Origin of the sequence: Cupriavidus sp. GA3-3 (genome assembly GCF_000389805.1) — a bacterium.
GTDB lineage: Bacteria > Pseudomonadota > Gammaproteobacteria > Burkholderiales > Burkholderiaceae > Cupriavidus > Cupriavidus necator_D.
The window spans coordinates 16510-43483 of record NZ_KB944465.1; the positions used below are offsets into that span (position 1 = coordinate 16510).

General features: G+C 68.5%; 28 protein-coding genes. 18 read left to right on the forward strand and 10 right to left on the reverse strand.

Features of this window, described 5'->3' with window-relative positions; all coding sequences use genetic code 11:
* The first annotated feature begins 11 nt into the window (after nucleotides 1-11).
* The 8 genes from bioB to C265_RS06340 all read left to right on the forward strand — a co-directional run bounded on the left by bioB (nucleotide 12) and on the right by C265_RS06340 (nucleotide 7319).
* A complete protein-coding gene (gene bioB, locus C265_RS06305; RefSeq protein ID WP_010813271.1) occupies nucleotides 12-1043 on the forward strand; it encodes a biotin synthase BioB in 1032 nt (343 codons plus the stop codon).
* Between the two features lie 64 nt (nucleotides 1044-1107).
* Nucleotides 1108-3135, forward strand: a complete 2028-nt coding sequence (locus tag C265_RS06310) for an acetyl/propionyl/methylcrotonyl-CoA carboxylase subunit alpha (RefSeq protein ID WP_010813272.1) — start codon at nucleotides 1108-1110, stop codon at nucleotides 3133-3135.
* Between the two features lie 105 nt (nucleotides 3136-3240).
* Nucleotides 3241-4182 (forward strand): glyoxylate/hydroxypyruvate reductase A, encoded by a 942-nt coding sequence (locus C265_RS06315; protein WP_010813273.1) that lies wholly within the window; start codon nucleotides 3241-3243, stop codon nucleotides 4180-4182.
* Between the two features lie 37 nt (nucleotides 4183-4219).
* Entirely contained in the window at nucleotides 4220-5155 is a 936-nt protein-coding gene (locus C265_RS06320; RefSeq protein ID WP_010813274.1) for a hydroxymethylglutaryl-CoA lyase, read from the forward strand.
* A 41-nt stretch (nucleotides 5156-5196) separates the two neighbouring features.
* Nucleotides 5197-5697, forward strand: a complete 501-nt coding sequence (locus C265_RS06325; RefSeq protein ID WP_010813275.1) for a YbaK/EbsC family protein — start codon at nucleotides 5197-5199, stop codon at nucleotides 5695-5697.
* Complete coding sequence (locus tag C265_RS06330) at nucleotides 5694-6122, forward strand: thioesterase family protein (protein WP_010813276.1); 429 nt, start codon at nucleotides 5694-5696, stop codon at nucleotides 6120-6122. Before C265_RS06325 ends, C265_RS06330 begins: the two co-directional genes overlap by 4 nt.
* A gap of 10 nt (nucleotides 6123-6132) precedes the next feature.
* Entirely contained in the window at nucleotides 6133-6393 is a 261-nt protein-coding gene (locus C265_RS06335) for a DUF1289 domain-containing protein (RefSeq protein WP_010813277.1), read from the forward strand.
* Nucleotides 6363-7319, forward strand: a complete 957-nt coding sequence (locus tag C265_RS06340) for an MBL fold metallo-hydrolase (RefSeq protein ID WP_052181600.1) — start codon at nucleotides 6363-6365, stop codon at nucleotides 7317-7319. Before C265_RS06335 ends, C265_RS06340 begins: the two co-directional genes overlap by 31 nt.
* Before the next feature lie 22 nt (nucleotides 7320-7341).
* Here C265_RS06340 and C265_RS06345 read toward each other — a convergent pair whose 3' ends face one another.
* The 6 genes from C265_RS06345 to C265_RS06370 form a co-directional block, all read right to left on the reverse strand.
* On the reverse strand, nucleotides 7342-9537 hold the full coding sequence (locus C265_RS06345) for a TonB-dependent receptor (RefSeq protein WP_010813279.1): 2196 nt from the start codon (nucleotides 9535-9537) through the stop codon (nucleotides 7342-7344).
* 159 nt (nucleotides 9538-9696) lie between these two features.
* A complete protein-coding gene (locus C265_RS06350) occupies nucleotides 9697-10155 on the reverse strand; it encodes a hypothetical protein (protein WP_081225787.1) in 459 nt (152 codons plus the stop codon).
* The gene (locus tag C265_RS06355; RefSeq protein WP_010813281.1) at nucleotides 10088-11356 is read right to left on the reverse strand and encodes a GTP-binding protein; all 1269 of its coding nucleotides are present in this window, start codon (nucleotides 11354-11356) and stop codon (nucleotides 10088-10090) included. The genes C265_RS06350 and C265_RS06355 overlap by 68 nt, the downstream gene beginning before the upstream one ends.
* A 231-nt stretch (nucleotides 11357-11587) precedes the next feature.
* Nucleotides 11588-12007, reverse strand: coding sequence for an RNA polymerase-binding protein DksA (gene dksA / locus C265_RS33150; RefSeq protein WP_010813282.1), 420 nt, complete (start codon nucleotides 12005-12007; stop codon nucleotides 11588-11590).
* Nucleotides 12008-12617: 610 nt separating this feature from the next.
* Nucleotides 12618-13700, reverse strand: a complete 1083-nt coding sequence (locus tag C265_RS06365) for a GTP-binding protein (protein WP_010813283.1) — start codon at nucleotides 13698-13700, stop codon at nucleotides 12618-12620.
* Nucleotides 13701-13730: 30 nt separating this feature from the next.
* Nucleotides 13731-14267 carry a Fur family transcriptional regulator gene (locus C265_RS06370; protein ID WP_010813284.1) on the reverse strand — a complete coding sequence of 179 codons (537 nt, stop codon included), beginning with the start codon at nucleotides 14265-14267 and terminating at the stop codon, nucleotides 13731-13733.
* Between the two features lie 141 nt (nucleotides 14268-14408).
* Between C265_RS06370 and C265_RS06375 the strand changes: the two genes are divergently transcribed.
* From C265_RS06375 to C265_RS06395, 5 genes are all read left to right on the forward strand, one after another.
* Entirely contained in the window at nucleotides 14409-15308 is a 900-nt protein-coding gene (locus tag C265_RS06375) for an alpha/beta fold hydrolase (RefSeq protein WP_010813285.1), read from the forward strand.
* Nucleotides 15309-15603: 295 nt separating this feature from the next.
* Nucleotides 15604-16590, forward strand: coding sequence for a tripartite tricarboxylate transporter substrate-binding protein (locus C265_RS06380; RefSeq protein ID WP_037023759.1), 987 nt, complete (start codon nucleotides 15604-15606; stop codon nucleotides 16588-16590).
* A gap of 218 nt (nucleotides 16591-16808) precedes the next feature.
* Complete coding sequence (hslV, locus tag C265_RS06385) at nucleotides 16809-17345, forward strand: ATP-dependent protease subunit HslV (RefSeq protein WP_010813287.1); 537 nt, start codon at nucleotides 16809-16811, stop codon at nucleotides 17343-17345.
* Between the two features lie 50 nt (nucleotides 17346-17395).
* The gene (gene hslU, locus C265_RS06390; protein ID WP_010813288.1) at nucleotides 17396-18727 is read left to right on the forward strand and encodes an ATP-dependent protease ATPase subunit HslU; all 1332 of its coding nucleotides are present in this window, start codon (nucleotides 17396-17398) and stop codon (nucleotides 18725-18727) included.
* A gap of 257 nt (nucleotides 18728-18984) precedes the next feature.
* A complete protein-coding gene (locus C265_RS06395; protein ID WP_010813289.1) occupies nucleotides 18985-19281 on the forward strand; it encodes a hypothetical protein in 297 nt (98 codons plus the stop codon).
* 53 nt (nucleotides 19282-19334) lie between these two features.
* Here the strand turns inward: C265_RS06395 and C265_RS06400 are convergent, their stop codons facing one another.
* A complete protein-coding gene (locus tag C265_RS06400; RefSeq protein WP_010813290.1) occupies nucleotides 19335-19946 on the reverse strand; it encodes a response regulator transcription factor in 612 nt (203 codons plus the stop codon).
* Entirely contained in the window at nucleotides 19943-21331 is a 1389-nt protein-coding gene (locus tag C265_RS06405; RefSeq protein ID WP_010813291.1) for an ATP-binding protein, read from the reverse strand. Before C265_RS06405 ends, C265_RS06400 begins: the two co-directional genes overlap by 4 nt.
* 176 nt (nucleotides 21332-21507) lie before the next feature.
* Between C265_RS06405 and C265_RS06410 the strand changes: the two genes are divergently transcribed.
* Nucleotides 21508-21996, forward strand: coding sequence for a copper chaperone PCu(A)C (locus C265_RS06410; protein ID WP_010813292.1), 489 nt, complete (start codon nucleotides 21508-21510; stop codon nucleotides 21994-21996).
* A 178-nt stretch (nucleotides 21997-22174) separates the two neighbouring features.
* Here the strand turns inward: C265_RS06410 and C265_RS06415 are convergent, their stop codons facing one another.
* A complete protein-coding gene (locus C265_RS06415; RefSeq protein ID WP_010813293.1) occupies nucleotides 22175-23110 on the reverse strand; it encodes a LysR family transcriptional regulator in 936 nt (311 codons plus the stop codon).
* 93 nt (nucleotides 23111-23203) lie between these two features.
* Here C265_RS06415 and C265_RS06420 point away from each other — a divergent pair, with 93 nt between their 5' ends.
* Nucleotides 23204-23734 (forward strand): DMT family transporter, encoded by a 531-nt coding sequence (locus C265_RS06420; RefSeq protein ID WP_011614400.1) that lies wholly within the window; start codon nucleotides 23204-23206, stop codon nucleotides 23732-23734.
* Here C265_RS06420 and C265_RS06425 read toward each other — a convergent pair.
* Nucleotides 23707-23937, reverse strand: coding sequence for a cysteine-rich CWC family protein (locus C265_RS06425; RefSeq protein ID WP_010813295.1), 231 nt, complete (start codon nucleotides 23935-23937; stop codon nucleotides 23707-23709). The two genes, C265_RS06420 and C265_RS06425, sit on opposite strands and share 28 nt — an antisense overlap.
* Nucleotides 23938-24291: 354 nt before the next feature.
* On the opposite strand from C265_RS06425, the gene argB reads away from it, so the two are divergent.
* The 3 genes from argB (at nucleotide 24292) to slmA (ending at nucleotide 26888) form a co-directional block, all read left to right on the forward strand.
* Nucleotides 24292-25209, forward strand: a complete 918-nt coding sequence (argB, locus tag C265_RS06430) for an acetylglutamate kinase (protein ID WP_010813296.1) — start codon at nucleotides 24292-24294, stop codon at nucleotides 25207-25209.
* 72 nt (nucleotides 25210-25281) lie between these two features.
* Nucleotides 25282-26220, forward strand: a complete 939-nt coding sequence (locus C265_RS06435) for a pyrimidine 5'-nucleotidase (protein WP_010813297.1) — start codon at nucleotides 25282-25284, stop codon at nucleotides 26218-26220.
* Nucleotides 26217-26888 carry a nucleoid occlusion factor SlmA gene (gene slmA / locus C265_RS06440; protein ID WP_010813298.1) on the forward strand — a complete coding sequence of 224 codons (672 nt, stop codon included), beginning with the start codon at nucleotides 26217-26219 and terminating at the stop codon, nucleotides 26886-26888. The genes C265_RS06435 and slmA overlap by 4 nt, the downstream gene beginning before the upstream one ends.
* Nucleotides 26889-26974 lie beyond the last annotated feature (86 nt).

Here is a 26974-nt window from a genome sequence, read left to right on the forward strand (position 1 = left end):
TCGCATCGATCATGACTCAAGCTCACACCGCTACCACCGTTACTACCGTTTCCGTCGATTCCCTGCGCCAGAGCGCGCGCTCGCACGCACTGCCCGATGACGCCGCGTGGCGCGTCGATGACGTTGCCGCGCTGTTCGCGCTGCCGTTCAACGACCTGCTGTTCCGCGCCCAGCAAGTGCACCGCGAGCACTTCGACGCCAATACCGTGCAGCTGTCCACGCTGCTGTCGATCAAGACCGGCGGCTGCGAAGAGGATTGCGGCTACTGCCCGCAGAGCGCGCACCACGATGCCGGCGTGAAGGCCGAAAAGCTGATGGCGCTGGACGAAGTCCTGGACGCCGCGCGCGCGGCCAAGGCCAATGGCGCCACCCGCTTCTGCATGGGCGCCGCCTGGCGCAGCCCCAAGGACCGCCACCTGGAGCCGGTGATGGACATGGTGCGCGAAGTCAAGGCCATGGGCCTGGAGACCTGCGTCACGCTGGGCATGCTCAAGGCCGAGCAGGCCCAGCAGCTCAAGGAGGCGGGGCTGGACTACTACAACCACAATCTGGATACCTCGCCTGAGTTCTACGGCAAGATCATCACCACGCGCACCTACCAGGACCGGCTCGACACCATCGGCCATGTGCGCGACGCCGGCATCAATGTCTGCTGCGGCGGCATCGTCGGCATGGGCGAGGCGCGCGAAGCGCGCGCCGGCCTGATCGCGCAGCTGGCCAATATGGACCCGTATCCGGAGTCGGTGCCCATCAACAACCTGGTCCAGGTCGAAGGCACGCCACTGGCGGGCACCGAGGCGCTGGACCCGTTCGAGTTCGTCCGCACCATTGCCGTGGCACGCATCACCATGCCGCGCGCCATGGTGCGCCTGTCCGCCGGCCGCGAGGCCATGGACGAAGCGTTGCAGGCGCTGTGCTTCATGGCCGGCGCCAATTCCATTTTTTACGGCGAAAAGCTGCTGACCACCGGCAACCCGCAGGCCGACCGCGATCGCGCCCTGCTGGCCCGCCTCGACATCCGCGCAGAGGGCTACGCGGGATGACGAGGTAAGGAAGCCCACCGGTAATCAGCTGGCTCGCCGTCCTGTCGAAAAACTAGGAGGAGCCATGTTCAGCAAGATCCTGATCGCCAACCGCGGTGAAATCGCCTGCCGCGTGGCCGCCACCTGCCGCCGGCTCGGCATCCGCACCGTCGCGGTGTACTCGGATGCCGACGCCGACGCGCGCCACGTCGCCTTCTGCGACGAGGCCGTGCATATCGGCGGCGCGGCCGCGCGCGACAGCTACCTGCGCGCGGACCACATCATCGAGATGGCGAAGGAGGCCGGCGCCCAGGCCATCCACCCCGGCTACGGCTTCCTGTCCGAGAACGAGGCCTTTGCCGAGGCCTGCGCCGCGGCGGGGCTGGTCTTCATCGGCCCGCCGGCGTCCGCCATCCACGCGATGGGCAGCAAGAGCGCGGCCAAGCAATTGATGGAGAAGGCCGCGGTGCCGCTGGTGCCCGGCTACCACGGCGAGGACCAGGGTCCGGCGCTGCTGCGCCGCGAGGCCGACCGCATCGGCTACCCGGTGCTGCTCAAGGCCAGCGCAGGCGGCGGCGGCAAGGGCATGCGCGTGGTCGAGTCGGGCGACGCCTTCGAGGCCGCGCTGGCCTCGGTCAAGCGCGAGGCCAGCGCCAGCTTTGGCGATGACAAGGTACTGGTGGAGAAGTACCTGACGCGCCCGCGCCATATCGAGATCCAGGTGTTTGCCGATACCCATGGCAACTGCGTCTACCTGTTCGAGCGCGACTGCTCGGTGCAGCGCCGCCACCAGAAGGTGCTGGAAGAAGCCCCCGCGCCAGGCATGACCGAGGCGCGTCGCCGCGCCATGGGCGAAGCGGCGGTGGCCGCGGCCAAGGCGGTCGGCTATGTCGGCGCCGGCACGGTGGAGTTCATCGCCAACCAGGACGGTTCGTTCTACTTCATGGAGATGAACACGCGCCTGCAGGTGGAGCACCCTGTTACCGAGATGATCACCGGGCAGGACCTGGTCGAATGGCAGCTGCGCGTCGCCGCCGGCGAAGCGCTGCCGCTCACGCAGGACCAGCTGCGCATCGACGGCCACGCCCTGGAAGCACGCATCTACGCCGAGAACCCCGACAAGCAGTTCCTGCCATCAACCGGCACGCTGCGCTTCCTGCGCACGCCGCCGGCGGTGCAGTTCATGCGCGGTGAGGATGTGCACGGCCCGGCCGGCATCCGCATCGACGCCGGCGTGCGCGAAGGCGACACCATCAGCCCGTTCTACGACCCGATGATCGCCAAGCTGATCGTCTGGGGCAAGGACCGCGACGAGGCGCTGGCGCGCATGCGCCAGGCGCTGGCGTCGTATCACGTGGTGGGGTTGTCGACCAACGTGGCCTTCCTGCAGCGGCTGGTGTCGTCCCAGGCGTTCCGCACGGCGGACCTCGACACCGGCCTGATCGAGCGCAACGAGAAGGTCTTGTTCCCGCCGCCGGCGCCGGTCGGCCTGGAAGTCATCGCGCTGGCGGTGGCGGCGCTGTTCGACCGCGAGGCCCGCGAGCGTCGCATCGACGCCGCCGACCAGCATTCGCCGTGGACCCATGGCGGCGCGTGGCGGCTGAACGGCGGCGTGTCGCGCACGCTGCGCTTCGGCTATGGCGAGCAGGTGCTGGAGGTGACGCTGAGCACCAATGAGCGCGGCAGCACGCTGATCTATGCGGACCAGGCGGCGCCCTTTGCCTGCACCTGCCAGGCCGACGATATCCGCATCAACCTCGGCACCCGGCGCGCGCACGGGCAGGTGCATGCGGATGGCGAGACCTTCCACGTCTTCTATGCCGGACGGCATGTGAGCCTGGCCTGGCTCGATCCGTTGGCCCATGCCGGCGAGACCGAAAGCGAAGGCGGCAAGCTCACTGCGCCGATGCCCGGGAAGGTCATTGCCGTGATGGTCGAGGCGGGCAGCACCGTCACGCGCGGCACGCCGTTGCTGGTGATGGAGGCCATGAAGATGGAGCACACCATCAGCGCACCGGTGGACGGGGTGGTGAGTGAGGTGCTTTACGGGGTCGGGGAGCAGGTTGTGGAGGGGGCGCAGCTTCTGGCGTTCGAGGGGAAGTCGGGGGCTTGATGCCGACAGGGGGCAGGGGCGCGGTCACCGTTGCCCCAACCAACCCCACGTCCGTTCCTCTGCCAAAATACGTATTTAACCCCACCAGATTCCCCTGGAGACAAAATGAAGTTGCAGTTGTACGTCCCCGATGGCCGCTACGACGCCTGGATCGCAGGATTCGCCGAGGCACTGCCCGAAGCGCAATGCGTGACGTGGGAGGACAGCCGTGGCGAACCGGCCGACTACGCCGTGGTCTGGCGCCCGCCGGTGGAGATGCTGCGTGGCCGTACCGAGCTGAAGGCGGTGTTCAACCTGGGCGCCGGCGTCGACGGCATCCTGCGCCTGCGCGATGAAGCCCCTGACGCCTTGCCCGCGGGCGTGCCGATCGTGCGGCTCGACGATGCCGGCATGGCCGCGCAGATGGCCGAGTACGTCACCCACGCCGTGCTGCGCTATTTCCGCAAGATGGACGCCTACGAGGCCCAGCAGCGCGCCGGCAACTGGAAGTTCCTCAAGCCGCATCGCCGCGCGGACTTCACCATCGGCGTGATGGGGGTGGGCACGCTCGGCACGCATATCGCCCGCACGCTGGCGGGCTTCGGCTTCCCGGTGCGTGGCTGGAGCCGCACCGCGCGCGCCATCGAAGGCGTGAGCGGCTTCTATGGCGATGCCGGGCAGGCGCCGTTCCTCGATGGCCTGCGCGTGCTGGTCAATGTGCTGCCGCTGACACCGCAGACCGAGAACATCCTCAACGCCGCGCTGTTCGCGCGGCTGGCACAGGGCGCGTATGTGATCAACGTCGCGCGCGGGCAGCACCTGGTCGAGGAAGACCTGCTCGCCGCGGTGCAGTCGGGGCAGGTTGCGGGTGCCACGCTCGACGTGTTCCGCACCGAGCCGCTGCCTGCCGAACACCCGTTCTGGCAGGAGCCGCGCATCACCGTCACGCCGCATATCTCGGCGCTCACGCTGCGCGAAGACAGCATCGCGCAGATCGCCGGCAAGATCCGCGCGCTGCGCGCGGGCCAGCCGATCGCGGGCGTGGTCGACGTGCAGCGCGGCTACTGAGCGCCCGACCAATACGAATCAAAGACAGGAGATTGCCATGACCATGCCGAACTACGTGAAGATCGTTGAAGTCGGCCCGCGCGACGGCTTGCAGAACGAGAAGGCGATGGTGCCGACCGAGGTCAAGGTCGCGCTGATCAACCAGCTGACCGATGCCGGCTTCGTCAATATCGAGGCCGCGTCGTTCGTGTCGCCCAAGTGGGTGCCGCAGATGGCCGACGGTGCCGACGTGATGGCGCGCATCCAGCGCCGGCCCGGCACACTGTTTTCGGCGCTGACGCCGAACATGAAGGGGTTTGAAGGCGCGATCGAGGCCGGTGCCGACGAGGTCGTGATCTTCGGCGCCGCCAGCGAGGCGTTCTCGCAGAAGAACATCAACTGCTCGATCGCCGAGTCGATCGCGCGCTTTGCGCCGGTGGCCGCCGCAGCCAAGGAGAAGGGCGTGCGCCTGCGCGGCAGCATCTCGTGCGCGCTGGGCTGCCCGTACCAGGGCGAAGTACCGGTGCACGCGGTGGTCGACGTGGTGCGGCGCATGCGCGAACTGGGCTGCGACGAGATCGACATTGCCGACACCATCGGCGTGGGCACTCCCGTGCGCGTGCAGGAAGTGATGCGCGCCGCGGCGGCGGAGTTTGCGCTGGACCGCCTGTCGGGCCATTTCCACGATACCTACGGACAGGCGCTGTCCAATATCCTGGCCAGCCTGGAAGTGGGTATCTCGATCTTCCATGCGTCGGTGGCGGGGCTGGGCGGCTGCCCGTACGCAAAGGGCGCGACCGGCAACGTGGCGACCGAGGACGTGCTGTACATGCTGCACGGCATGGGCATCCACACCGGCATCGACCTGGAAGCGGTGGTGCGCACCGGCGACTATATCTCGCAGGCAATTGGCCGCGCCAACAGCTCGCGCGTGGGCCGTGCCTTGCTGACCAAGTGGGCCGCCGCCAGCGATGCGGCGCCTGCCTGCGCGTAAGTGCGGATCAGGCGCGGGCCACGGAACAAGGAGAAGTACGCATGACGGTGAATGACGAAGCGCTGCCCGAGTCCGCGCAGCGCGTGGCGGACCTGCTGGCCGGGCTTGGCCATGACCGGCCCGTGGTGATGCTGCCGGCCACCGGCAAGACCTCGGCCGAGGCCGCGGCGGGGCTGGGCTGCAGCGTGGCCGAGATCGCCAAGTCCATCATCTTCCGGCGCGTGGCCGACGATGCGCCGGTGCTGGTGATTGCCAGCGGCAGCAACCGCGTCGACGAGGCCAAGGTGGCCGCGCGCGTAGGCGCGCTGGGCAAGGCCGACGCGCGCTTCGTGCGCGAGAAGACCGGCTACGCCATCGGCGGCGTCTGCCCGATCGGACATGCGGTGGCGCCGGTGATGCTGCTGGACCAGGACCTGTTCCGCTATGACAGCTTGTGGGCCGCGGCGGGGCATCCCCATGCGGTATTCAACCTGACGCCGCACCAGTTGCAGCAGATGACGGGCGCTGAAGTGGCCGACGTCGCGGCAGGCTCAGTGGCATGAGTCCCGACCTGCGCCCCGGCCTGACCTTCAGCTGGCAATACACGGTGCCGCCCAAGGCCACCGTGCCGCGCCTGTACGACGATATCCCGGGCTGCCCCGAGATGCCCGACGTGCTGGCCACCGGCTATATGGTCGGCATCATGGAGTGTGCCTGCCTGCAGATGCTGCGCGAACACCTGGACTGGCCGCGCGAGCAGTCGCTCGGCACGCTGGTCAGCTTCTCGCACCTGGCGCCGACGCCGCCCGGCATGACGGTGACGGTCAAGGGCGAACTGGTGGCGGTGGACGGGCGCCGCCTGCGCTTCCAGCTGAGCGCCTGGGACGGCGAGGACAAGATCTCCGAGGGCGTGCATGAGCGCCACCTGATCGACGCCGGCCGCTTCAATGAGAAGGTCGCCGCCAAGGCCGCGCGCGCGGCGGGCTGAGCGCTGTCCGATGGCCACCATGCCCACGCCCGTCCCCTCCGCGGCTGAACTGGCGGCGCAAGCCGACCTCGCGCTGCGCGCGTCGCCTGTGCCTTCGCCATGCCGCAACATTTGCCACATGGACCCGTTCAGCGGCTACTGCGCAGGTTGCCTGCGCACGATCGACGAAATCGCCGGCTGGTCCTCGGCCAGCGACGAAGACAAGCGCCACGTGTGGGCGCAACTGCCGCAGCGCGCAGCATGGCTGGCAGGCGAGGAGGCATCCCCTTGAGCGCAAGCCCGGTTCCGCAGTTGCCGCCATCCATGCGCGTGTTCGAGCGCGGCTGGCTGTCGGCTAACAATATCCTGTTCGTGGACGGCGACGATACGGTGCTGGTCGATACCGGCTACGTCACCCACGCGCCGCAGACGGTGGCGCTGGTGGCGGCCGCCTTGCAGGGCCGGCCGCTCGCACGCGTGATCAATACCCATCTGCACTCCGACCACTGCGGCGGCAATGCCGCGCTGCAGGCGCGCTGGCAGCCGCGCACCGCTATCCCCGCGGCCGAGGCCGCTGCCGTTGCCGCGTGGGATACGGAAGCGCTCAGCTACAACGCCACCGGCCAGCAGTGCGACCGCTTCACCTTCGACAGCGTGCTGAGCGACGGCGACACGCTGCGCCTGGCCGGCATCGACTGGCAAGTCGTGGCCGCTCCCGGCCATGACCCGCACGCGGTGATGCTGTTCGCACCGGCCGGGCGCATCCTGGTTTCCGGCGATGCGCTGTGGGAGAACGGTTTCGGCGTGATCTTCCCCGAGCTGGATGGCGAGAGCGGCTTCGCCGAGCAGGCGGCGGTGCTGGAGCGCATCGCCCAGCTCGACGCGCGGCTGGTGATCCCGGGCCATGGCCGGATGTTTACCGATGTGGCGGCGGCGGTCGAACGCGCCCAGGGGCGCCTGGCCTACCTGAGCGCCGACCCGGCGCGCAATGCCAGCCATGCGGTCAAGGTGCTGGTGAAGTTCAAGCTGCTGGAGCAGCAGCGCATGGCCCAGGACGCGCTGGTGGCATGGATGGAGGCCGCGCCGCTGATGGTGCGCATCCGCCAGCGCTTCATGCCGGGGCTGGAGATGGCCGAGGTCTGCGCGCAGACGGTGCGCGCGCTGGCGGGAGTGAAGGCGCTGGCGGTGGAGGGGGAGTGGGTGGTGAATCGGGATTGATTCACCACGCCTGCCTGCATCCTCAGAACGACGTCCTGAACCCCACCTTCACACTGCGCCCGGCCAGCGGTGCGATATCACGCAGGATCGAAGCCGAGTTGCGCGCATCCTGGTTGGTCAGGTTGTCGCCGCGCAGGTACACCAGCGTCTGCGTGCCCGACACCTTGAACTTGTAGGTCAGCGCCAGGCTCAGCAGCGTATAGGCATCGGTCTGCGTGTCGTTGGTCGGCACGCGGGTCTGCTTTGCGGCGTAGGTCACGTCGACGCGCGCGCCCCACGGGCCCGCGCCATACACCAGTGCACCGCCCAGGCGCAGCGGTGCCAGGCGCGGCAGCGGTTCGCCGGTATCGCGGTTCTCGCCGCGCACGTAGTCGGCGCGGGCCTCGAAGTCCAGCGTGTCGCTGGTGGTCAGCATTTTCTGCAGCAAGCGCGTCTTGCCTTCCACCTCGAAGCCGTACAGCGTGGCCGGCACACCCAGGTACTGGAACTCCGGCAGCGCGTCCGGGCTGCCGGCGGCGACCACATCGCCCGCCTCGTCACGCGTGCGGCCGGTGGCGTTCAGCGCGAGGTAGTTGGCGAAGCGGCTGTAGTAGCCCGACACGGCGGCGCTGTGCGCGCCGGACTTGAAGCGCACGCCCAGGTCGATAGAGGTGGCCCGTTCCTTGTTGGCATTGGGATCGCCCAGCTCCCACGCGCCGGTGGCCACGTGGGGGCCGTTGGCATACAGCTCGTAGAAGGTCGGCGCGCGCTCGGTGTACGACAGGTTGCTGGTCAGCGACCACAGCGGGTTGACCTTGTAGAGCAGGCCGGCCGACGCGCTGGTGGCGTTGAAGCTGCGGCTGGCATCGGTAAAGCGGTCGTTGCCGTTGGCGCTGGCCTTGATGCTGCTGTGGTCCAGGCGCCCGCCCAGGTTCAGCTTGAGGTCGCCGGAAGCGGTCAGCGGCAGTTCCTCGAACACGAACAGCGCCGCGTTATCCGTATTGGTGCTCGGCACGAATGCCTCTTCGCCCAACGCGGAGAAGTCGGTATGGCCGAACTGTGTGCCGATCACGCCCGTCATGTTGCCGATCTTCGCGTGCCTGGCCTCCAGGCGCGCATCCCAGCCGCGGTTCTTGAAGATCGTGCCGGTCTCGCCGCCCTCGATCTCCTTGTGTTCGTAGTCGGTGTAGCCGAACTTGCCCTTGACCGATTCGAGCCAGCCGGCGGTGTTGCCGGCCAGGTTGCGTGCCTCGCCTTCCAGCGCAAAGCGGTCCTGCCGCATTTTCAGCCGCACGTCGTCCTCGGCGGGCGTGCCGTACTCATTGCGGTAGGCGCTGTAGTTGGCGCCGATGAAGCCATCGGCCCAGGTGTAGGAGCCGCCCATCGCGCCGCCTTCCTGCTGCGCGCTGGTGTTGGGCAGGCGGCCATAGGCTTCGGTCTCGCCTTCCGGCAGAGGATCGGCGCTGCGCAGGCGGTCGCTGCGGGCGTAGCCGGGGATGCGCAGGTCGCTGGTCTTGCGCGCAAAGGCGTCGGCGTGGACGGCGAACTTGCCGTTGCCGGCCTCGATCAGCGCGCTGGCGTTGCGCGCCTGGTCGCCGCCCGCGGTGGCGCTGGCATCGACCGCGCCGCCGATGCCTTCGATCGGCTCCTTCGGAATCCGGTTGTCGATCACGTTGACCACGCCGCCGATGGCGTTGCCGCCGTACATCAGCGCTGCCGGGCCGCGCACGACCTCGATGCGCTCGGCCACGAGCGGGTCCACCGGCACTGCGTGGTCGTAGGACAGCGTGGAGGCGTCGACGGTGGTGCCGCCGTTCTGCAGCACCTTGATGCGGTCGCCGTCCAGGCCGCGGATCACCGGCCGGCTGGCATTGGGGCCGAAGTAGCTGGACGAGACCCCGGGCAGCTTGTCGAGCGTGTCGCCCAGCGTGCTGCCCTGGCGCACGGCCAGGGCGTCGCCGCCGAGCGTCGATACCGGTGCCACCATGTCGTTGAGGTCGCTGCCGAGCGGATTGGCGGTGACCACGACTTCGCGCAGCATGGCGCCGGCTGGCGCGGTGGCGGTGGCGGTGGCCGTGGCCGTGGCGGGTGCGCTGTCGGCGGCAGGTGCCGTGGCCTGTGCCAGCGCGGCGGGCGCGACGAAGGCGGTGGCCATGGTGGCGGTGAGGGACGCGGCAAGGGCCGCCAGCGGGGTCAGGCGCGGTGCGCTGGTTGGTGCGGTGTAACGATTCTTCGACATGGCGCGCGGAGTGAGGCAATGGCAATCGGCCCGGCTGGCACGGCAGCTGCCCGGCACTGCGCCGGCCGCCCGCGATGGGCGTGGCCGCGCAGCCGGAATAGGCAGGCGTTCAGCTCGGAATTGGTCAGGCCGGGTGCGCGGCGAGGGCCGCTTCCCGGATCAGGCGAGGGCGATGGCAGGCGCCGGCGGCGCGCGCGATTGGAAGGGGTGGGTGGCGGGCAGGTCGGGCCAGCGCCAGGCCAGGTTGGCCGGCTTGACCGGTTTGCCAAAGGCAAGCTGCGGCAGCGGCAGCTTGCCGCACAGGGTGTCGGCAACCGTGGCGCCATCGAACAGCACGCACGAGTGGCCGCTGAATTTCTGCGCCAGCGGGTGCGGCTCGGGGTCGTTGGCCGAGGCGGCGTCGGCCGTTGTCACGGAGGCCGACGGCGCAAGCAGGCTGCCATGCACGATGCGGTGGGTCAGCCCGGCGTGCTGCGCCAGCAGCAGGCATAGCGTCAGCCACAGCGCGGACCAGAGGCCCGGGCCATGCGCGCGCAGGCGGGCGAACCAGTCAGTGCGCATGCGGATGGCCGGCGTGGTTGCCGTGGTGGTGGTCGGGATCGCCGCAGCCGCAATCATCGCCATGGTCATGATCGTGGTCGTCGTCAAAGTCGTCGACCCAGGCGGGGAAGGGATCCGCATAGCCCGCCCAGGCTTCCGCGCCCGCGGCCATCTCGGCATCGGTCAGCAGGCAGGCGTCGAGCCGGGCCTGCAGCGCCGCATGGTCCAGGTCCAGGCCGGTCAGCACCAGTTCCTGGCGGCGGTCGCCGAAGGCTGCCGGGGCACCGTCGACCTGCATGTCGGCTTCGACTTCGGCGCGTTCGGCGCTGTCGGCCGGCCATTCGGCCGGATCCAGCGCGGCCCACCAGGCGCCGGCGCCGCCATGGCGGCAGACGCCGCCGGACTGGTTCCAGTCGCCCGCGGTGTCCATGCGGCTGGCCAGCCAGAACAGGCCCCTGGAACGCAGCACGCTGCCGTGCTCGCGCAGCCATTCGGTATGGATCAGGTCGGCGAAGCGCTGCGGGTGGAACGGGCGGCGGCGGCGGTAGACCAGCGTGGAGACGCCGCTGGCGTCGGCAGCCGGCAACTCGCCGCGCAGCGCGGCGAGCCAGCCCGGTGCGTCCGCGGCGGCTTCGAAGTCGAAGCGGCCGGTGCCTTGCACGCGCTCGGGCGCGACCTTGCCAAAGCTGGCTTCGACGATATCGGCACGCGGGTTCAGCGCCTGCAGCACGGCGTGCAGCCGCGCCAGTTCGGCCGCGCTGGCGAGGTCGGCCTTGTTCAGCACGATCACGTCGCTGCATTCGACCTGCGCCACCAGCACTTCAGCCACGGTCCGGTCATCGTCCGTGGCCGGCGCCAGCCCGCGGTCGGCCAGGAACTCGGCCTCGTTGAGATCGCGCAGGAAGGTGGCGGCATCGATCACCGTCACCAGCGTGTCGGGTTGCACCGCCGCGTCGGGCCCGGCGCCATGCTCGGCCTCGAACAGGAAGCCTTCGGCAATCGCGAGCGGCTCGTCCAGGCCGTCGGCTTCGATCAGCAGCGAGTCAAAGCGGCCCTCGGCGGCAAGCCGGGCGGCTTCGCCGAGCAGGGCGTCGCCCACGGGCAGCAGCGTGGCCTCGCAACCGGGCGGCAGCGGCGCCAGCGCCTGCCCATGCTGCGGCCCGCAGACCAGCACGGCCAGGCGCCGGCCCGCGCTGTGCGCAAGCAGGTGGTTCAGCAGCGTGGTTTTGCCGGCGCCGGGGAAGCCGGACAGCACGGTGACGGGCAGGCGATCAGCCATGGCAGGAGAGATGGAAGTGACGAGGGACCACGCAGCCCAGGCGAGGGGCGCGTTGTTGCAACAAGGTTGCGAATTTACCAGAAAGGCCGGGTCGGCAACAGCCGGACGATTCTCAATGGTAGGCCGTGGCGACGGCACGACAAGGCGGACGCGGCCCGCCAAAGCAAACGGCCCGGGTAACCGGGCCGTCACGTTACGCCTGCCGCACCGTCCGTGCCGGCGCGCGGCGTATCAGTCGCCGAACAGCTTCTGGCGCAGTTCGCGGCGTTGCTGCGCTTCCAGCGACAGCGTGGCGGTGGGACGGGCCAGCAGGCGCGGCACGCCGATCGGCTCGCCGGTTTCCTCGCACCAGCCGTAGTCGCCGGACTCGATGCGCTGCAGCGACTGCTCCACCTTCTTCAGCAGCTTGCGTTCGCGGTCGCGCGTGCGCAGTTCCAGCGCATGCTCTTCCTCGATGGTGGCACGGTCGGCCGGATCCGGCACGATGACCGTTTCGCGCAGGTGTTCCGTGGTCTGGTCAGCGTTCTTCAGGATTTCGTCGCGCAGCTGCTCAAGACGGTGCTTGAAGAAGGCGAGCTGCGCTTCGTTCATGTAATCCTTGTCGCTCATCTTCAGGATTTCAGCTTCAGTCAGAAGTTTGTTGCTGCTCATGGTTGCTGCTGATTCTCTTGTTGATGCGGCCGGCGGCGTCTGGGTCCGCTCGGGTGCGCTGTCCGCGCGCTTGCGCGCCTCGGTTGTTTCACTCTGGCTGGCTGCAGTCTTGCTGCTTCGCGGGCCTCCCTTCGTTGCGCCCGCTTCGGCGTTCGCCGTACTGCCGCGGGGAGCGGGCGCTGCCTTCACAGGCTGCGCCTTGAGCGTCTCTGCCGCTGCAGTACCAGTCTTGCTGCGGCTTTCTTTCGTCTTCGTTGCGGCTGTCATGGGGACACCTCTCTCTCGCGTCAGTCAGTGACGGCGCGCGTCGGGGCACCCCAGGCGGAAAAAGGCGGTCTCCGCACGAAGCACTGCGACCGCACCTGCCGGCGGCCTGCCTCATGCTGACGACAACCGCCGCCCTGCAAGTCCACCAGATCCGATGGACCAAATGCCGGCAGCGGGAAAAAGGTGCGCCACCGGTATCAAATCCGGCCTATTGTACTTGAACAAATTTTTCCGAGATACGGGGAAAACCGGCTGGCGCTTCGGTATTTCCCCGGTACCCCGAACGGGGGGCGGCCGCGGAGCGGGGTTCGAGGGGGCGTCGCCGATGGGGCGACTGGTGCACTCAGGCCAGGCAGTTCTCCAGGCCCTTGAGGATGGCGTCGCGGGGCAGGTCCACGCCGATGAACACCATGCGCGTGCCCGGGGTCTCTTCCTCCCACTTGGCGCCGATGTCGCTGCCCATCAGCTGGTGGACCCCCTGGAACACCACTTTGCGGTCCACACCGTCCATATATAGTACGCCCTTGTAGCGCAGCAGTTTTTCCCCGTATACGGCCAGGATGCCGGACAGGAATTCCTCCAGCTTGCCGTAGTGGAAGGGCTTGTCGCTGCGGAAGACGAACGACGCAATGCGGTCGGTATGGTGGTGGTGGTGGTGGTCGTGCGCGTGGCCATGGCCGTGCGCATGGTCGTGCCCGTGGTCATGGCCGCAGTCGTCGCCGCAATGCTCGCCATGCTCATGGTCATGATCGTGGTCATGGTCGTCGGCGCGCAGGAATTCCGGGTCGATCTCCAGCTTGGCGTTCAGGTTGAAGCCGCGCAGGTCGAAGATGGTGTCGATCGGCGCCTCGCCGAAGTTGACCAGACGGATCGGCGCGCGCGGGTTCATGTGCAGCAGGCGGTGGCGCAGCTCGGCCACGTCGGCTTCGGTCACCAGGTCGGACTTGGTGATGAAGATGGCGTCGGCAAAGCCAACCTGGCGCTGCGCCTCTTCCTGCTTGTCCAGCTGCAGGTGGGCATGCTTGGCGTCGACCAGCGTGATCACCGCGTCGAGCAGGTAGCGCGAGGCAATTTCCTCGTCCATGAAGAAGGTCTGCGCCACCGGGCCCGGGTTGGCCACGCCCGTGGTCTCGATCACCACGCGGTCGAAGTCGATCTCGCCGGCGTCGCGGCGCGTCAGCAGCGTCGACAGCGCCTGCACCAGATCGCCGCGGATGGTGCAGCAGATGCAGCCGTTGCTCATCTGCACGATCTGCTCGCGGCCGTCCTGCACCAGGATCTCGTTGTCGATGTTCTCTTCGCCGAACTCGTTCTCGATCACGGCGATCTTCATGCCGTGCTGCTCGTTCAGGATGCGCTTGAGCAGGGTGGTCTTGCCGCTGCCGAGAAAGCCGGTCAGGATCGTGACCGGGGTCAGTTTGGACATTGTTGTTCTCCGGGTATGAGAGATTGCCGTTCAGTGCGAAGCGCCGCCAGGCGAGGCGGGCGCACGCTTGCCGCACTCGGCGCAGACGCCGTTTACGGTCAGTTCGACATGTTCGATGGCAAAGCCGCTGGGCACGCGCGGCGCGGCCGGCGGAGCCGGCGCGCTGGCATCGTCCAGGCAGAAGGTGCGGTCGCAGCGGGTGCAGTGGAAATGGCTGTGCTGGCGGTGCTCCTGCGCGCGCGCGGCCTCGTGTTCAACCAGGCTGAAGCGGAACACGCGGTCGTTGCCGGCACGCTTCTGCGCCACGCCCTGTTCCACCAGCCAGTCCAGCACGCGGTAGACGGTGACGCGGTCTATGGTCTCGCCCGGTTCGGGCAGGCGGTCGATCACGGCCTGGTGCGTCAGCGCCTCTTCGCTGCCGATCAGGCAGGCCAGGATGCACAGCCGCGGCTGGGTCACGCGCGCGCCCAGCTGGCGCAGGCGCTCGTGGGCGGCTTCCAGGGACTCAGGGGTGGGGATCGCCGGTTCCGGCACAGCGGCCGGCCGGTCCGGACTGGGACGGGTCATGGGCGGATTTAACCATAGGCCCCCGGTTGATGCAATTCAGTTGCGTCAGCTGGCCGAATGGCGAAGCCGGCGCAGCCACGCCGATGAGGCGGTTTGCGCCTATGATCGGCACAGGACGACCCTTAGAAGCGGAGACGACCCATGCTGAATGACGCCAGCGCGCTGCTGTTCCCGAACTTCGAACCCTTCCGGCAGCGTGTCGGCGAGGTCGAGATCGCCGGCGTGCGCGGCGGTTCGGGACCGCCGCTGCTGCTGTTGCACGGGCACCCGCAGAGCCACCTGATCTGGCACCGGGTGGCGCCGGCGCTGGCCGATCACTTCACGGTGATCGCCACCGACCTGCGCGGCTACGGCAGCAGCTCGGCCCCGCCCGGCAATGCCGGCCACGAGCACTACAGCAAGCGCACCATGGCGCAGGACCAGGTGTCGCTGATGACGGCGTTCGGTTTCGAGCGCTTTGCGCTGTGCGGCCACGACCGCGGTGCCCGCGTCGCGCACCGGCTGTGCATGGACCATCCGGACGCGGTCAGCCGCGCCATGCTGCTGGACATCGCGCCCACGCTGGCGATGTACGAGCGCACCAGCATGGCCTTTGCCGCCGCCTACTGGCACTGGTTCTTCCTGATCCAGCCGGCGCCGTTCCCCGAGACGCTGATCAACGCCGAGCCCGATTTCTACATCGAGAAGCTGATGGGCCTGCGCCACGCGGGCCTGACGCCCTTCGCCCCCGACGCCATGGCTGCCTACACCGCGGCGATGCGCGACCCGGCGCGCGTGCATGCCATGTGCGAGGACTACCGCGCCGCCGCCACCATCGACCTGGAGCACGACCGCGCCGACCGCGAGGCCGGGCGCCGGCTGGCGCTGCCGCTGCGCGTGCTGTGGGGCGAGCACGGCGTGGTGGCGCGCTGCTTCGAGCCGCTGGCGCTTTGGCAGGAGGTGGCGACCGACATCAGCGGCCAGGCGCTGCCGTGCGGGCACTACATCCCGGAAGAGGCCGCCGAACCTCTGCTTGAGGAAATGCTCGGTTTCTTCCGTTAGGCCGCACCGGGTGTCACAAACGCATGCCTTTGCATCCGATCTCTGCCATATCCTCCCCGTTTCCCGCCATATGCGGCTGATTGCAAGCGGGTTAGCCCCTATACCTGCGTATTGTCTGGAGTTGCTAACATCAAGGCCCGCCCTTGCCGTTTTACGGCAGGGGCAGCCGAGCCAGCCGGCATGGTCCAAGAGCGCCGCCACAGAGACCGCGCCAGATGCGCCCCGCACAAGCAGGGGCCGGGCCGGCGGCAACGCATTGCAAGACGGGTATCAAAGGGAATCAGGAGAAGAGAGCATGAAACGAGTAATAAAGATGGTCGCGGCCGCGCTGGCAGTCAGCGCAATGGGTGTGGTGTCGGGCGCGTACGCCCAGGAATATCCTGGCGGCAAGCCGGTGTCGGCGGTGGTGCCGTTTGCCGCGGGTGGTCCGACCGACAAGCTCTCGCGCGAGCTGACCGCGATCATGTCCAAGCATCTGGGCGCGACCATGATCATCGAGAACCTCGGCGGCGCCGGCGGCACCATCGGCGCCAAGAAGGTGGCCCAGGCCAAGAACGACGGCCACACCCTGCTGATCCACCATATCGGCATGGCCACGGCCCCGGCGCTGTACCGCAACCTGGGCTTCGATCCGCTCAAGGACTTCGAGATGGTCGGCGAAATCGCCGACGTGCCGATGATCCTGGTCGGCAACAAGCAGCTGCCGCCGAACACCTTCAAGGACCTGCTGCCGTACCTCAAGGCCAACGCCAGCAAGCTGTCGCTGGCCAATGCCGGCATCGGCTCGGCTTCGCACCTGTGCGGCCTGCTGTTCCAGAGCGCGATCCAGACCGAACTGACCACCGTGCCGTACAAGGGCGCCGCGCCGGCACTAACCGATATCCTGGGCGGCCAGGTCAACCTGCTGTGCGACCAGACCACCAATCTCGCAGGCCACCTCAAGGCCAACTCGGTCAAGCCGTACGCGGCCATGCAGGCACGCCGCGTGGAAGCGTTCAAGGATATCCCGACGGCGGCCGAGCAAGGCCTGCCGGGCGTGGAAGTGAAGGTCTGGCACGCCATGTACGCGCCCAAGGGCACGCCCAAGCCGGTGATCGACAAGCTGTCGGCTGCGCTGCAGAAGGCCGTGGCCGACCCGACCTTCCGCTCCAAGATGGCCGAGCTGGGCGCCGAAGCCGCGCCGGCACAGCGCGCCACGCCGGATTCGCTGCGCACCCTCCTGACCGCCGAGATCAACAAGTGGACCCCGGTGATCAAGAAGGCCGGCGTGTATGCGGACTGATCTGGTGGAGTGATGCGCGAGGCGCGCGGGCCAGTGGCCCCGCGCGTCGCGGACAAGGGCCATGCGGCAACGCATGGCCCTTTTTGTTTGGGCGCGGCGCCGGGCAACGTGGCGGCAGGCATCCTATATTGGTCAGACCGCGCCCGGCGCACGCGAGGGCCTTGAAACCCGCCGGGGGCGTCGCCAACTAGGGTCCTGACATATTCACGGAAGCCACCATGGAACAGTATCACGGCACTACCATCGTCAGCGTCCGCCGCGGCAATCAGGTCGCACTCGGCGGTGATGGTCAGGTCACTCTCGGCAATATCGTGATGAAGGGCACCGCGCGCAAGGTGCGCCGCATCTACAACGGCAAGGTCTTGGTCGGGTTTGCCGGCAGCACCGCCGATGCCTTCTCGCTGCTGGACCGCTTCGAGGCCAAGCTGGAAAAGTACCAGGGCAACCTGACCCGCGCCGCGGTCGACCTGGCCAAGGACTGGCGTTCGGACCGCGCCCTGCGCCGGCTGGAAGCCATGCTGATCACCGCCGACCGCGACACCACGCTGGTCATCACCGGCAACGGCGACGTGCTCGACCCCGAGGGCGGCATCGCCGCGATCGGCTCGGGCGGCGCGTATGCGCAGTCGGCCGCCAAGGCGCTGGTCGAGAACACCGAAATGGCGCCCAAGGACGTGGTCGAGAAGGCGCTGACCATTGCCGGCGAGCTCTGCATCTATACCAACACCAACTTCGTCATCGAGACGCTGGAATAAGCGCAGGCCGGCCACCGCGCAGGCCGGCGCGCCCCCACTGAACGGATACCATGTCGCACACCATGACCCCGTCGGAAATCGTTTCCGAACTCGACAAGCACATCATCGGCCAGAACAAGGCCAAGAAGGCCGTGGCGGTGGCGCTGCGCAACCGCTGGCGCCGCCAGCAGGTGGCCGAGCCCCTGCGCCAGGAAATCACTCCCAAGAACATCCTGATGATCGGCCCGACCGGGGTCGGCAAGACCGAGATCGCGCGCCGCCTGGCCAAGCTGGCCGACGCGCCCTTCATCAAGATCGAGGCCACCAAGTTCACCGAGGTGGGCTATGTCGGCCGCGATGTCGACACCATCGTGCGCGACCTGGCCGAGATGGCGATCAAGCAGACGCGCGAGTCCGAGATGAAGAAGGTGCGCACCAAGGCCGAGGACGCGGCCGAGGACCGCCTGCTCGATGTATTGCTGCCGCCGGCGCGCGATATCGGTTTCTCGCAGCCGGAAGAGAAGGATTCCAACACGCGCCAGGTGTTCCGCAAGAAGCTGCGCGAAGGCTCGCTCGACGACAAGGAAATCGAGCTGGAACTCTCCGCCGGCATGCCGAGCATGGATATCATGGGCCCGCCGGGCATGGAAGACATGACCGAGCAGATCCGCACCATGTTTGCCGGGCTGGGCCAGGGCAAGAAGGCGCGCCGCAAGATGAAGGTCAAGGAAGCCTTCAAGCTGCTGATCGACGAAGAGGCTGCCAAGCTGGTCAATGACGAGGAGCTCAAGCACAAGGCCATCGCCAATGTCGAGCAGAACGGCATCGTGTTCCTGGACGAGATCGACAAGATCGCCAGCCGCAGCGAGATCGGCGGCGGCGAGGTGTCGCGCCAGGGCGTGCAGCGCGACCTGCTGCCGCTGGTGGAAGGCACCACGGTGAGCACCAAGTACGGCATGATCAAGACGGACCACATCCTGTTCATTGCCTCGGGTGCGTTCCACCTGTCCAAGCCGAGCGACCTGATTCCCGAACTGCAGGGCCGCTTCCCGATCCGGGTCGAGCTGGATTCGCTGTCCGTGCAGGACTTCGAGGCCATCCTGACGCAGACCGATGCGAGCCTGACCAAGCAGTACCAGGCGCTGCTGAGCACGGAATCGGTCGACCTGGTGTTTGCCGATGACGGCATCCGCCGGCTGGCGGAGATCGCCTTCTCGGTCAATGAGAAGGTGGAGAACATCGGCGCGCGCCGGCTGTACACGGTGATGGAGCGGCTGCTGGAAGACCTGTCGTTCCATGCGACCAAGTCGTCGGGCGAGACCGTGACGATCAACGCGGCATATGTCGATGAGCGCCTGGGTGACCTGGCGGTCAATGAGGATTTGTCGCGCTACGTGCTGTAAGGCAATACGGGCGGAATGCGGGAGGGGCGCACCACGGTGCGCCCTTTTTGCGTCTGTGGGCCAGTTTCCGCCCCTGGCGGGAACGGATTTCACATATCCGTACGTATCCGGCTGCCACATGCGGGTAAGGAGCGTAAGCATTGGTAAGCACGCTGGCGCGCAACGGCCCGACAATGCGACCCTTCGTCACCTTGACGGTCGATTGACCGGTGCGGGAGCCACCGCATCCCACTCAACTCACTGGCAGGAGAAATCGAATGGTCCATTACAAGACCCGCCGTGTCGTGCTGGCCACAGGCGGCCTGCTGGCCGCGCTGGCCGCCGCGACGGCCTTCCTTTGCATCCGTCCCGCCGTGCCCGCCGCCGAGGCTGCGCAATCGGGCTCGCGCGGCGCGGCCACTGCCGCGGCCGCGAAGCTGGCGCTGGATTCTGGCGGCCTGTTCACGCTGGCCGACCGGCATGCCGGCGATGCCATGCGCATCGTCGCGCAGGGCAGCACGCCGCAGGGCAGCGCCGACGGGCTGGACTGGGACTACGTCCAGTTGCGCCTGTAACGCCGGCAGCAGTTGCCACCGGAAGGGCCGCGCAATCCGCGCGGCCTTTTTCTTTACCGCGACACCGGCCGCTTTCCCAGCTTGCGCTGCAAGGTGCGCCGGTGCATGTTCAGCGCCCGTGCCGTGGCGGAGATATTGCCGTCATGCTCGGCCAGCACGCGCTGGATATGCTCCCATTCCAGCCGCGCCACCGACAGCGGCACCGGCTCTTCCAGCGCGGCCTGCGCCGCATCTTCGGACACGCCCGCCATCAGCGCGGTCAGGATCGAATCGACATTGGCCGGCTTGGCCAGGTATTCGTCCGCGCCTTGCTTGACCGCCGCCACCGCGGTGGCGATGCTGGCGTAGCCGGTCAGGATCAGGATGCGTGCGTCCGGCAACGCCTGGCGCAGCGGCGACACCAGCTGCAGCCCCGATTCGGCGGGCACGGTGCTGCCGGCATCCGGCGGCGGCTCCAGGTGCAGGTCCAGCGTGACATAGGCAAACTCGATGCGTGATGCCAGCGCCAGTGCGGTGCGGCCGTCATGCGCCACCTGCACGGCATAGCCGCGTCGCGTGAGCGCGCGGGCCAGGGTGCCGGCAAAGACCTCGTCGTCGTCGATGATCAGGAAGGGCGTGCCAGCCGGTGCGGTGGCTTCGGGTACCGGGGTGAGGGTGTCGGTCATGGGGTTCGTGGTGCCGTGGCGGCGGCGGATGCGGAAAGGGTGGACAGCGCGGGCAGGCGCAGCTCGGCAACGGTGCCGCCGCCGGCGCGGTCATGCCAGGCCAGTTCGCCGTCCATCTGCCGGGCGGCGCTTTGCGCCAGGTACAGGCCGATGCCCTGGCCGCCGTGCTGGCTGGCCACCGGGGTTTCGCCCAGTTGGCCGCGCAGCATCTCGGGAATGCCGTCGCCGTGGTCGGCGATGCGGAACGACAGCCACGGCGCGGTATTGCCGGGCGCCATGGCGATCTGCAGCTGCAGCGGCTCCTGGCCGCGGCCGGCGGCTTGCTGGCTGCGCGCGGCGTTGTCCAGCAGGATGGTCAGGATCTGGCCCACGCGCGCGGTTTCCACCGCCTGCGCGCCGGCGCCCGGCGTGGCGCTGGCCTGCAGGCTGGCGTTGGGGTGGCGCAGCTGCCAGCGCTCGGCAAAGGCCGGCAGCCAGCCGTCGATGCGCTGCGGCGCCAGCGTGGCCGGGTCTTCGCGCAGGCGCGCGAGCGTGGTGCGGCACAGCGCCAGCTGCTGCTCCATGGTCTGCAGGTCGGGCAGGTAGCTGTTGATTGCGGAGGTGCCGCGGCCCGCGTCGGAGGCATCGGCACGCAGCTCGCCAGCGATGACCGCCAGCGTGGCCAGCGGCGTGCCGATCTCATGCGCGACCGCGGCGGCCTGGCCGTTCAGGTCTTCTACGCGCGCCTCGCGCAGCAGCTGCTCGCGTGCCAGGTTCAGCTGCGCCTCGCGCTGGCGCAGCACGCCGGACAGGCGCGCCACGAACAGCGCGATCATCACCGCGCTGGCAACGAAGTTCAACCACATGCCGGCCAGGTGGTAGTTCACCGCGTTGTCCGGGTTGTGCAGGTCCAGCGGCACATATTCGAACAGCAGCAGCGTGTAGCAGGCGATCGCGTACAGCGCCAGCGCGATCACCTGGCGCCACGGCAGGATGGCGGCGGCAATGGCCAGCCCCGGCAGGTAGAACGAGACAAAGGGGTTGGTCGCGCCGCCGGTGTAGAACAGGATGGCCGACAGCGCGGTTAGGTCCACCAGCAGCTGGCCCATCAGCTCGGCCTCGCCAGGGGCGCTGTTGCGCCGCGTGTGCTGGCGCAGGCGCAGGCCGGTCAGCAGGTTGAACAGCGCCTGCAGGCCGAACACCACCAGCAGCGGCCCGTAGGGCAGGCGGATGCCGGCGATGGGCTCGCAGCTCAGCACGGTCAGCGCCTGTCCCGCCAGCAGTGCCCAGCGCAGCCAGAACAGCCGGCGCAGCGTCACCTGGCCATGGCGGGCGGAGGTGCCCGCCGGCAGTGGCGACAGGAAGGGGAGGTCGGGCAAGCGGGTCACGGCTGCGGCGGTGGTCATGGCGCGAGTGTATCAATGCGGCCGCGGGGCGCCGGTGCGTGCGACACCTTGCCGCATTGGCGCCGAGCTTGTCGGGCTGCCAGACTAGCCGGCTGTGCGCCGCATGGCGGGGTTGCCTGGGGCATGCACGGGCGGGCATCGCCATGGTCTAATGTCTGCTTTCAGGAGAGCCTTTCATGCAAGCCAAATTCCGCTCGGCCACGCTGGCCGCATCGGTCGCCCTCGCCGCCGCGCTGGCGTCCGGCGCCGCGCTGGCCCAGGTCGATGTCAGCAATGCCTGGGTGCGCGGCACGGTGCCGACCCAGACTGCCTCCGGCGCCTTCATGGTGCTGCACGCGCACGACAACGCGAAGCTGGTCGGCGTGTCGTCGCCGGTGGCCGCGGCCGAGCTGCACGAGATGAAGATGGAAGGCAACGTGATGCGCATGCGCCAGGTCAAGTCGCTGGACCTGCCAAAGATGAAGGACGTCGAGCTGAAGCCGGGCGGCTACCACGTGATGCTGATGGACCTGAAGGCGCAGCTCAAGAAGGGCGACACCGTGCCCATCACGCTGAAGATCGAGCAGGGCGGCAAGATGATCGAGCAGAAGGTCACGGCTGAAGTGCGTGACATGGTGCCCGCCGCCGCCGGCGCGAGCGGCGGCCACGGCGAACACAAGCACTGAGCGCCTGACGGGGCCGGCCTCGTCCATCCACCCATCCAGCCATCATGGCCAACAAGCAGCACGGCACCCGGCAGAAGCTGGTCTTTCGCGGCGACACGCGCCCCGCCAGGCCACCTGCTGTTCCCGCGCAGCGCCGTGATGCCCAGCCCCCGGCGCCAGCCAAGCCGGGGGTGCGCCGTCAGCCGCGCAAGCTGATCGGCTCTTCCGATTCCTGACTGGCCGCCGCGGCCAGCACGCGCTCGCGCAGCCAGGCGTGGGCGGGATCGGCTTCGGTGCGCTCGTGCCAGATCATGCTGAAGGTGAAGTCGTCCAGCGCAAACGGCGGCGCGAACACGGCGTAGCGCGGGTCCTCTTCCAGCGCGGCCAGGCTGCGCCGTGCCGTGGTCAGCACCAGGTTGGTCCCGGCGATCAGCGCCGGCGCCACGCTCCAGTGCGGCACCACGCAGGCGATCTTGCGCCGTCCCCCCAGCTTGGCCACCGCCGTGTCGATCGCGTCCATGCGTTCGCTGTGCGTGGCCACCAGCACGTGCGAGCGCGCCAGGTAGGCCACCTGGTCAAGCCGGCCGCTGTCGCGCACGGTGGCGGCATCCACCGCGCAGGCATAGCTCTCGCAGAACAGCTCGGCGGATTTCACGCCTTCCGGCTGGTGGGTGAACACGCCCAGCGCCATGTCGATCTCGCCATCGGCCACCTGGGCGGTCATGCCTTCGCGGCTGGCCTGCGACACCACCAGGTCGATATTGGGCGCGGCCTTGCGCACCGCGCGCAGCAGCCGCGGCAGCACCACCAGCGCACCGTAGTCGGACATGGCCAGGCGGAAGCTGCGCCGCGCGGTGGCCGGCTGGAAGCCGCTCGGCCCCAGCAGGATGCGCACCTGCGCCAGCGCCTCGGCCAGCGGGCCGGACAGCTCATGGGCGCGCGCGCTCAGCACCAGGCCGCCCTTGCCGCGCACCAGGATGGGGTCGTCGAGCAGCTGCCGCAGGCGCCCGAGCGCGTGGCTGACCGCCGGCTGGCTCAGGTGCAGCCGCAGCGCGGCGCGGGAGATATGGCGCTCGGCCAGCAGTGCTTCGAGCACCACCAGCAGGTTGAGGTCGATTCCGCGTAGGCTATTCATTCGGCGAATAATAAACGTACGAAAGCAGAATTGGAAATTCGCATTGCGATATTTCAAACTGCTGGCATCGCATCTTGCCCTATGGAGCGCTTCATGTCAGGCACCCAGTTGCCGTTTTCCTTCCCGGTTTCACTCTGGCTGCCGCTTGGCACGGCCGTGCTGGCCGGCGCGGCGATCCCCTTCCAGGCCGGCGCCAACGCCACCCTCGGGCGCACACTCGGGCATCCGCTGTCGGCCACGCTGGTGTCGCTGCTGGTCAGCCTGGCGGCGCTGCTGCCCGTGCTGTGGCTGATGCGCGTGCCGCTGCCGGCGCCAGCGGCACTGGCGCGCGCGCCGGGCTGGCTCTGGATCGGCGGGGTGCTTGGGGTGTTCTATATTTCGGCCGCGCTGATGATGGCGCCGAAGCTGGGCGCCGCGGGCTTTATCGCCGCGGTGGTGGCGGGCCAGGTGCTGGCGGCGCTGCTGGTGGACCAGTTCGGGCTGGCCGGATTTGCGGTGCGCGCGCTCACGCCGGCGCGGCTGGCGGGCGCGGCGCTGATCGTGGCGGGGATGCTGGTGATGCAGTGGGGCAGTGCCGCAGGGCCCGGGCCGGCGCCTCAGCCAGCGGCGGAATCAGGTTCCTGAGCCGCTTGCCGGCGCGCTGCCAGGCAGGCCGGACACAGGCAATGCTGGCCCGGCACGATGCGCCGCGCCGGCAGCAGCGGCTGGCTGGCGCACCAGCACTCGGGCAGCCCCGCCACGTAGCCGCAGACAAAGCCCGCGCCGCAGTGGCTGCAATGTTCGACCGGGCGCAGCTGGCCGGTCAGCACGGTCGAGGCGTCGCTCATGGCTGGCTTCCCGGCGCTGGCGGGAAATCGGGGATGCGGGCTGGGATGCGGGCTGGCAAGAGGCGGCTGGCGGCGGGCATGATGGTCAAGGTGGGGAACGCTGTGCCGCGGCGCAGGCCAAACGGCTGAGTGGTGGCACGTTGTTGCGTGGACGGAACGCGTTGGTGCCCCGTGGGGCGCTTGCAGGCGGTTCGCGGGACCACGTTCGGCCGGTTGACTCGCGCCCCGCGCGGTTTCTTGTAAAATCGGCGCCTGCCATGGCCGGATGGCGCACTTTCGGGCGATCCCCGTTGGTTATCCCTGGCTACGTGGCCGATTAGCCATCATACCTGTTGATTCTCACGGATGTCCCCCATGAACGCCGACAACCCCGGGCCTGCCGCAACCACGGTGGCCGCCATTGCTCCCGCGCTGAAAGCCGAGATCCTCGCCGAGGCCCTGCCGTATATCCGCAAGTTCCACGGCAAGACCATCGTGGTCAAGTACGGCGGCAATGCCATGACCGAAGAGAAGCTCAAGCATGGCTTCGCGCGCGACGTGATCCTGCTCAAGCTGGTCGGCATGAACCCGGTGGTGGTGCACGGCGGCGGCCCGCAGATCGATGAGGCACTGAAGAAGGTCGGCAAGGTCGGCACCTTCGTGCAGGGCATGCGCGTCACCGACGAAGAGACCATGGAAGTGGTCGAGTGGGTGCTGGGCGGTGAGGTCCAGCAGGACATCGTGATGCTGATCAACCAGTACGGCGGCCAGGCCGTGGGCCTGACCGGCAAGGACGGCGGCCTGATCCGCGCCAAGCGCTTGCAGATGCCGGACCGCGAGAACCCGGGGGCGTTCATCGATATCGGCTACGTCGGCGACATCGAGGCGATCAACCCCGCGGTGGTCAAGGCGCTGCAGGACGACGCCTTTATCCCGGTGATCTCGCCGATCGGCTTCTCCGACGACGGCCAGGCCTACAACATCAACGCCGACGTGGTTGCCGGCAAGATGGCCGAGATCCTGAAGGCCGAGAAGCTGGTGATGATGACCAACATCCCGGGCGTGATGGACAAGAAGGGCAACCTGCTGACCGACCTGTCCGCGCGCGAGATCGAAGAGCTGTTCGCCGACGGCACCATCTCGGGCGGCATGCTGCCGAAGATCTCGTCGGCGCTGGATGCGGCCAAGAGCGGCGTGCATTCGGTGCACATCATCGACGGCCGCATCGAGCATTCGCTGCTGCTGGAAATCCTGACCGAGCAGGCCTTCGGCACCATGATCCGCTCGCACTGAGCGGAGCCTCGGGGCGGTGCCGGCAGCGGCCGGCCGCCCCGGTTATCCCATCACCCTCCGAGTTTGCCCGGCGTGCCTTCCAGTCTTCCTTCTCCGCGCCGTGTCCGCGCTCGCCTCTGCCGCCGCCCCGCGGGCAATACCTCGGGCGATACGGTCTGGCTGTTCGATCTCGACAACACCCTGCACGACGCCTCGCACGCGATCTTCCCGGCCATCAACCGGCTGATGACCGACTACGTGGCGCGCGTGCTCGGCTGCGACGAGGCCACCGCCAGCCGCGTGCGCGTGGACTACTGGCAGCGCTACGGCGCCACGCTGCTCGGCATGATCCGGCACCACGGCGTGGATCCGGCTGACTTCCTGCGCGCCGCGCATGAATTCCCGGCGCTGGCCGACATGGTGCGGGTGCGGCGCGGGCTGGCCGCGCACCTGCGGCGCCTGCCGGGGCGCAAGATCCTGGTCACCAATGCGCCGCAGGACTACGCGCGGGCGGTGCTAGAGATAGCGGGCATACGGCATTGTTTCGAGCGCGTGGTGGCAATCGAGCAGATGTGGGTGCATGGCCACCTGCGGCCCAAGCCGGACCGCCGCATGCTGCGCCGGTTGCTGGTGCAGACCCGCATCGCGCCACATCGCGCGGTGCTGGTGGAAGACACCGTGTCGCACCTCAAGCGCTATGCCGGCACCGGCATCCGCACCGCGTGGGTGACGGGCTACCTGCGCACGATCGCGCCATCGCGCCCGCATGAGGTGCCCGCGGTGCGCGACGACGGCAGCCGGCGCGATGCCGCGGTACGCTCGACGCTGGAGGCGGAGGACCGGCGCCATGTCGGCCACGCCGCGCAGGAGCAGTCGGTGACGCTGGTGGCCGCGGAGACCCAGGCACCGCAGGCGCAGCCCGACAACGTGCGGCGCGTGCGCGCCCGCGTGCCGAACCGGCCGGCCTATGTGGACATAAAAGTACAATCGATGCATCAACTCCAACGACGAATGCGGAGAATCGGGTCATGACGCAAAGCAACGGGCGCGAGCCAGAGGCGGTCATTTCAGGCAGTGCGCAGGATGCGCAGGACGGAGGCCAGCCGCCGGCCACGCCGGCGCGCAAGCGCCCGCGCCCGGGCGAGCGCCGCGTGCAGATCCTGCAGACCCTGGCCACCATGCTGGAGCACCCGCGCGGGGAGAAGATCACAACGGCGGCGCTGGCCGCGCGCCTGAGCGTGTCGGAGGCGGCGCTGTACCGCCATTTCGCCAGCAAGGCGCAGATGTACGAGGGCCTGATCGGCTTTATCGAGCAGACCGTGTTCGGCCTGATCAACCAGATCACCGACAAGGAAGAGCACGGCCTGCGCCAGGCCCACGCCATTGTGCGCATGCTGCTGTCGTTTGCCGAGAAGAACCCTGGCATGACGCGCGTGCTGACCGGCGAGGCGCTGGTGGGCGAGCACGAACGCCTGCAGGAGCGCATCAACCAGGTGGTGGACCGCATCGAGGCCTCGCTGCGCCAGTGCCTGAAGATGGCGGTGACGCAGGCCGCGTTCCCGGCGGATGCCGATATTCCCGCACGCGCGGCGCTGATCATGGCGGTGGTGCAGGGCCAGTGGCACCGCTATGCCAAGAGCGGCTTCCGCAAGTCGCCGTCGGACCATGCCGAGGCGCACCTGAGGGTCTTGCTGGGTTAAGAACCCATTTCACAATGAAGAAGGGGCCCGGCAGCAGCCTTCCCTTCGGGTTCAAGCCAGGCGCGGCGCATGCGTCGTTACGGGCC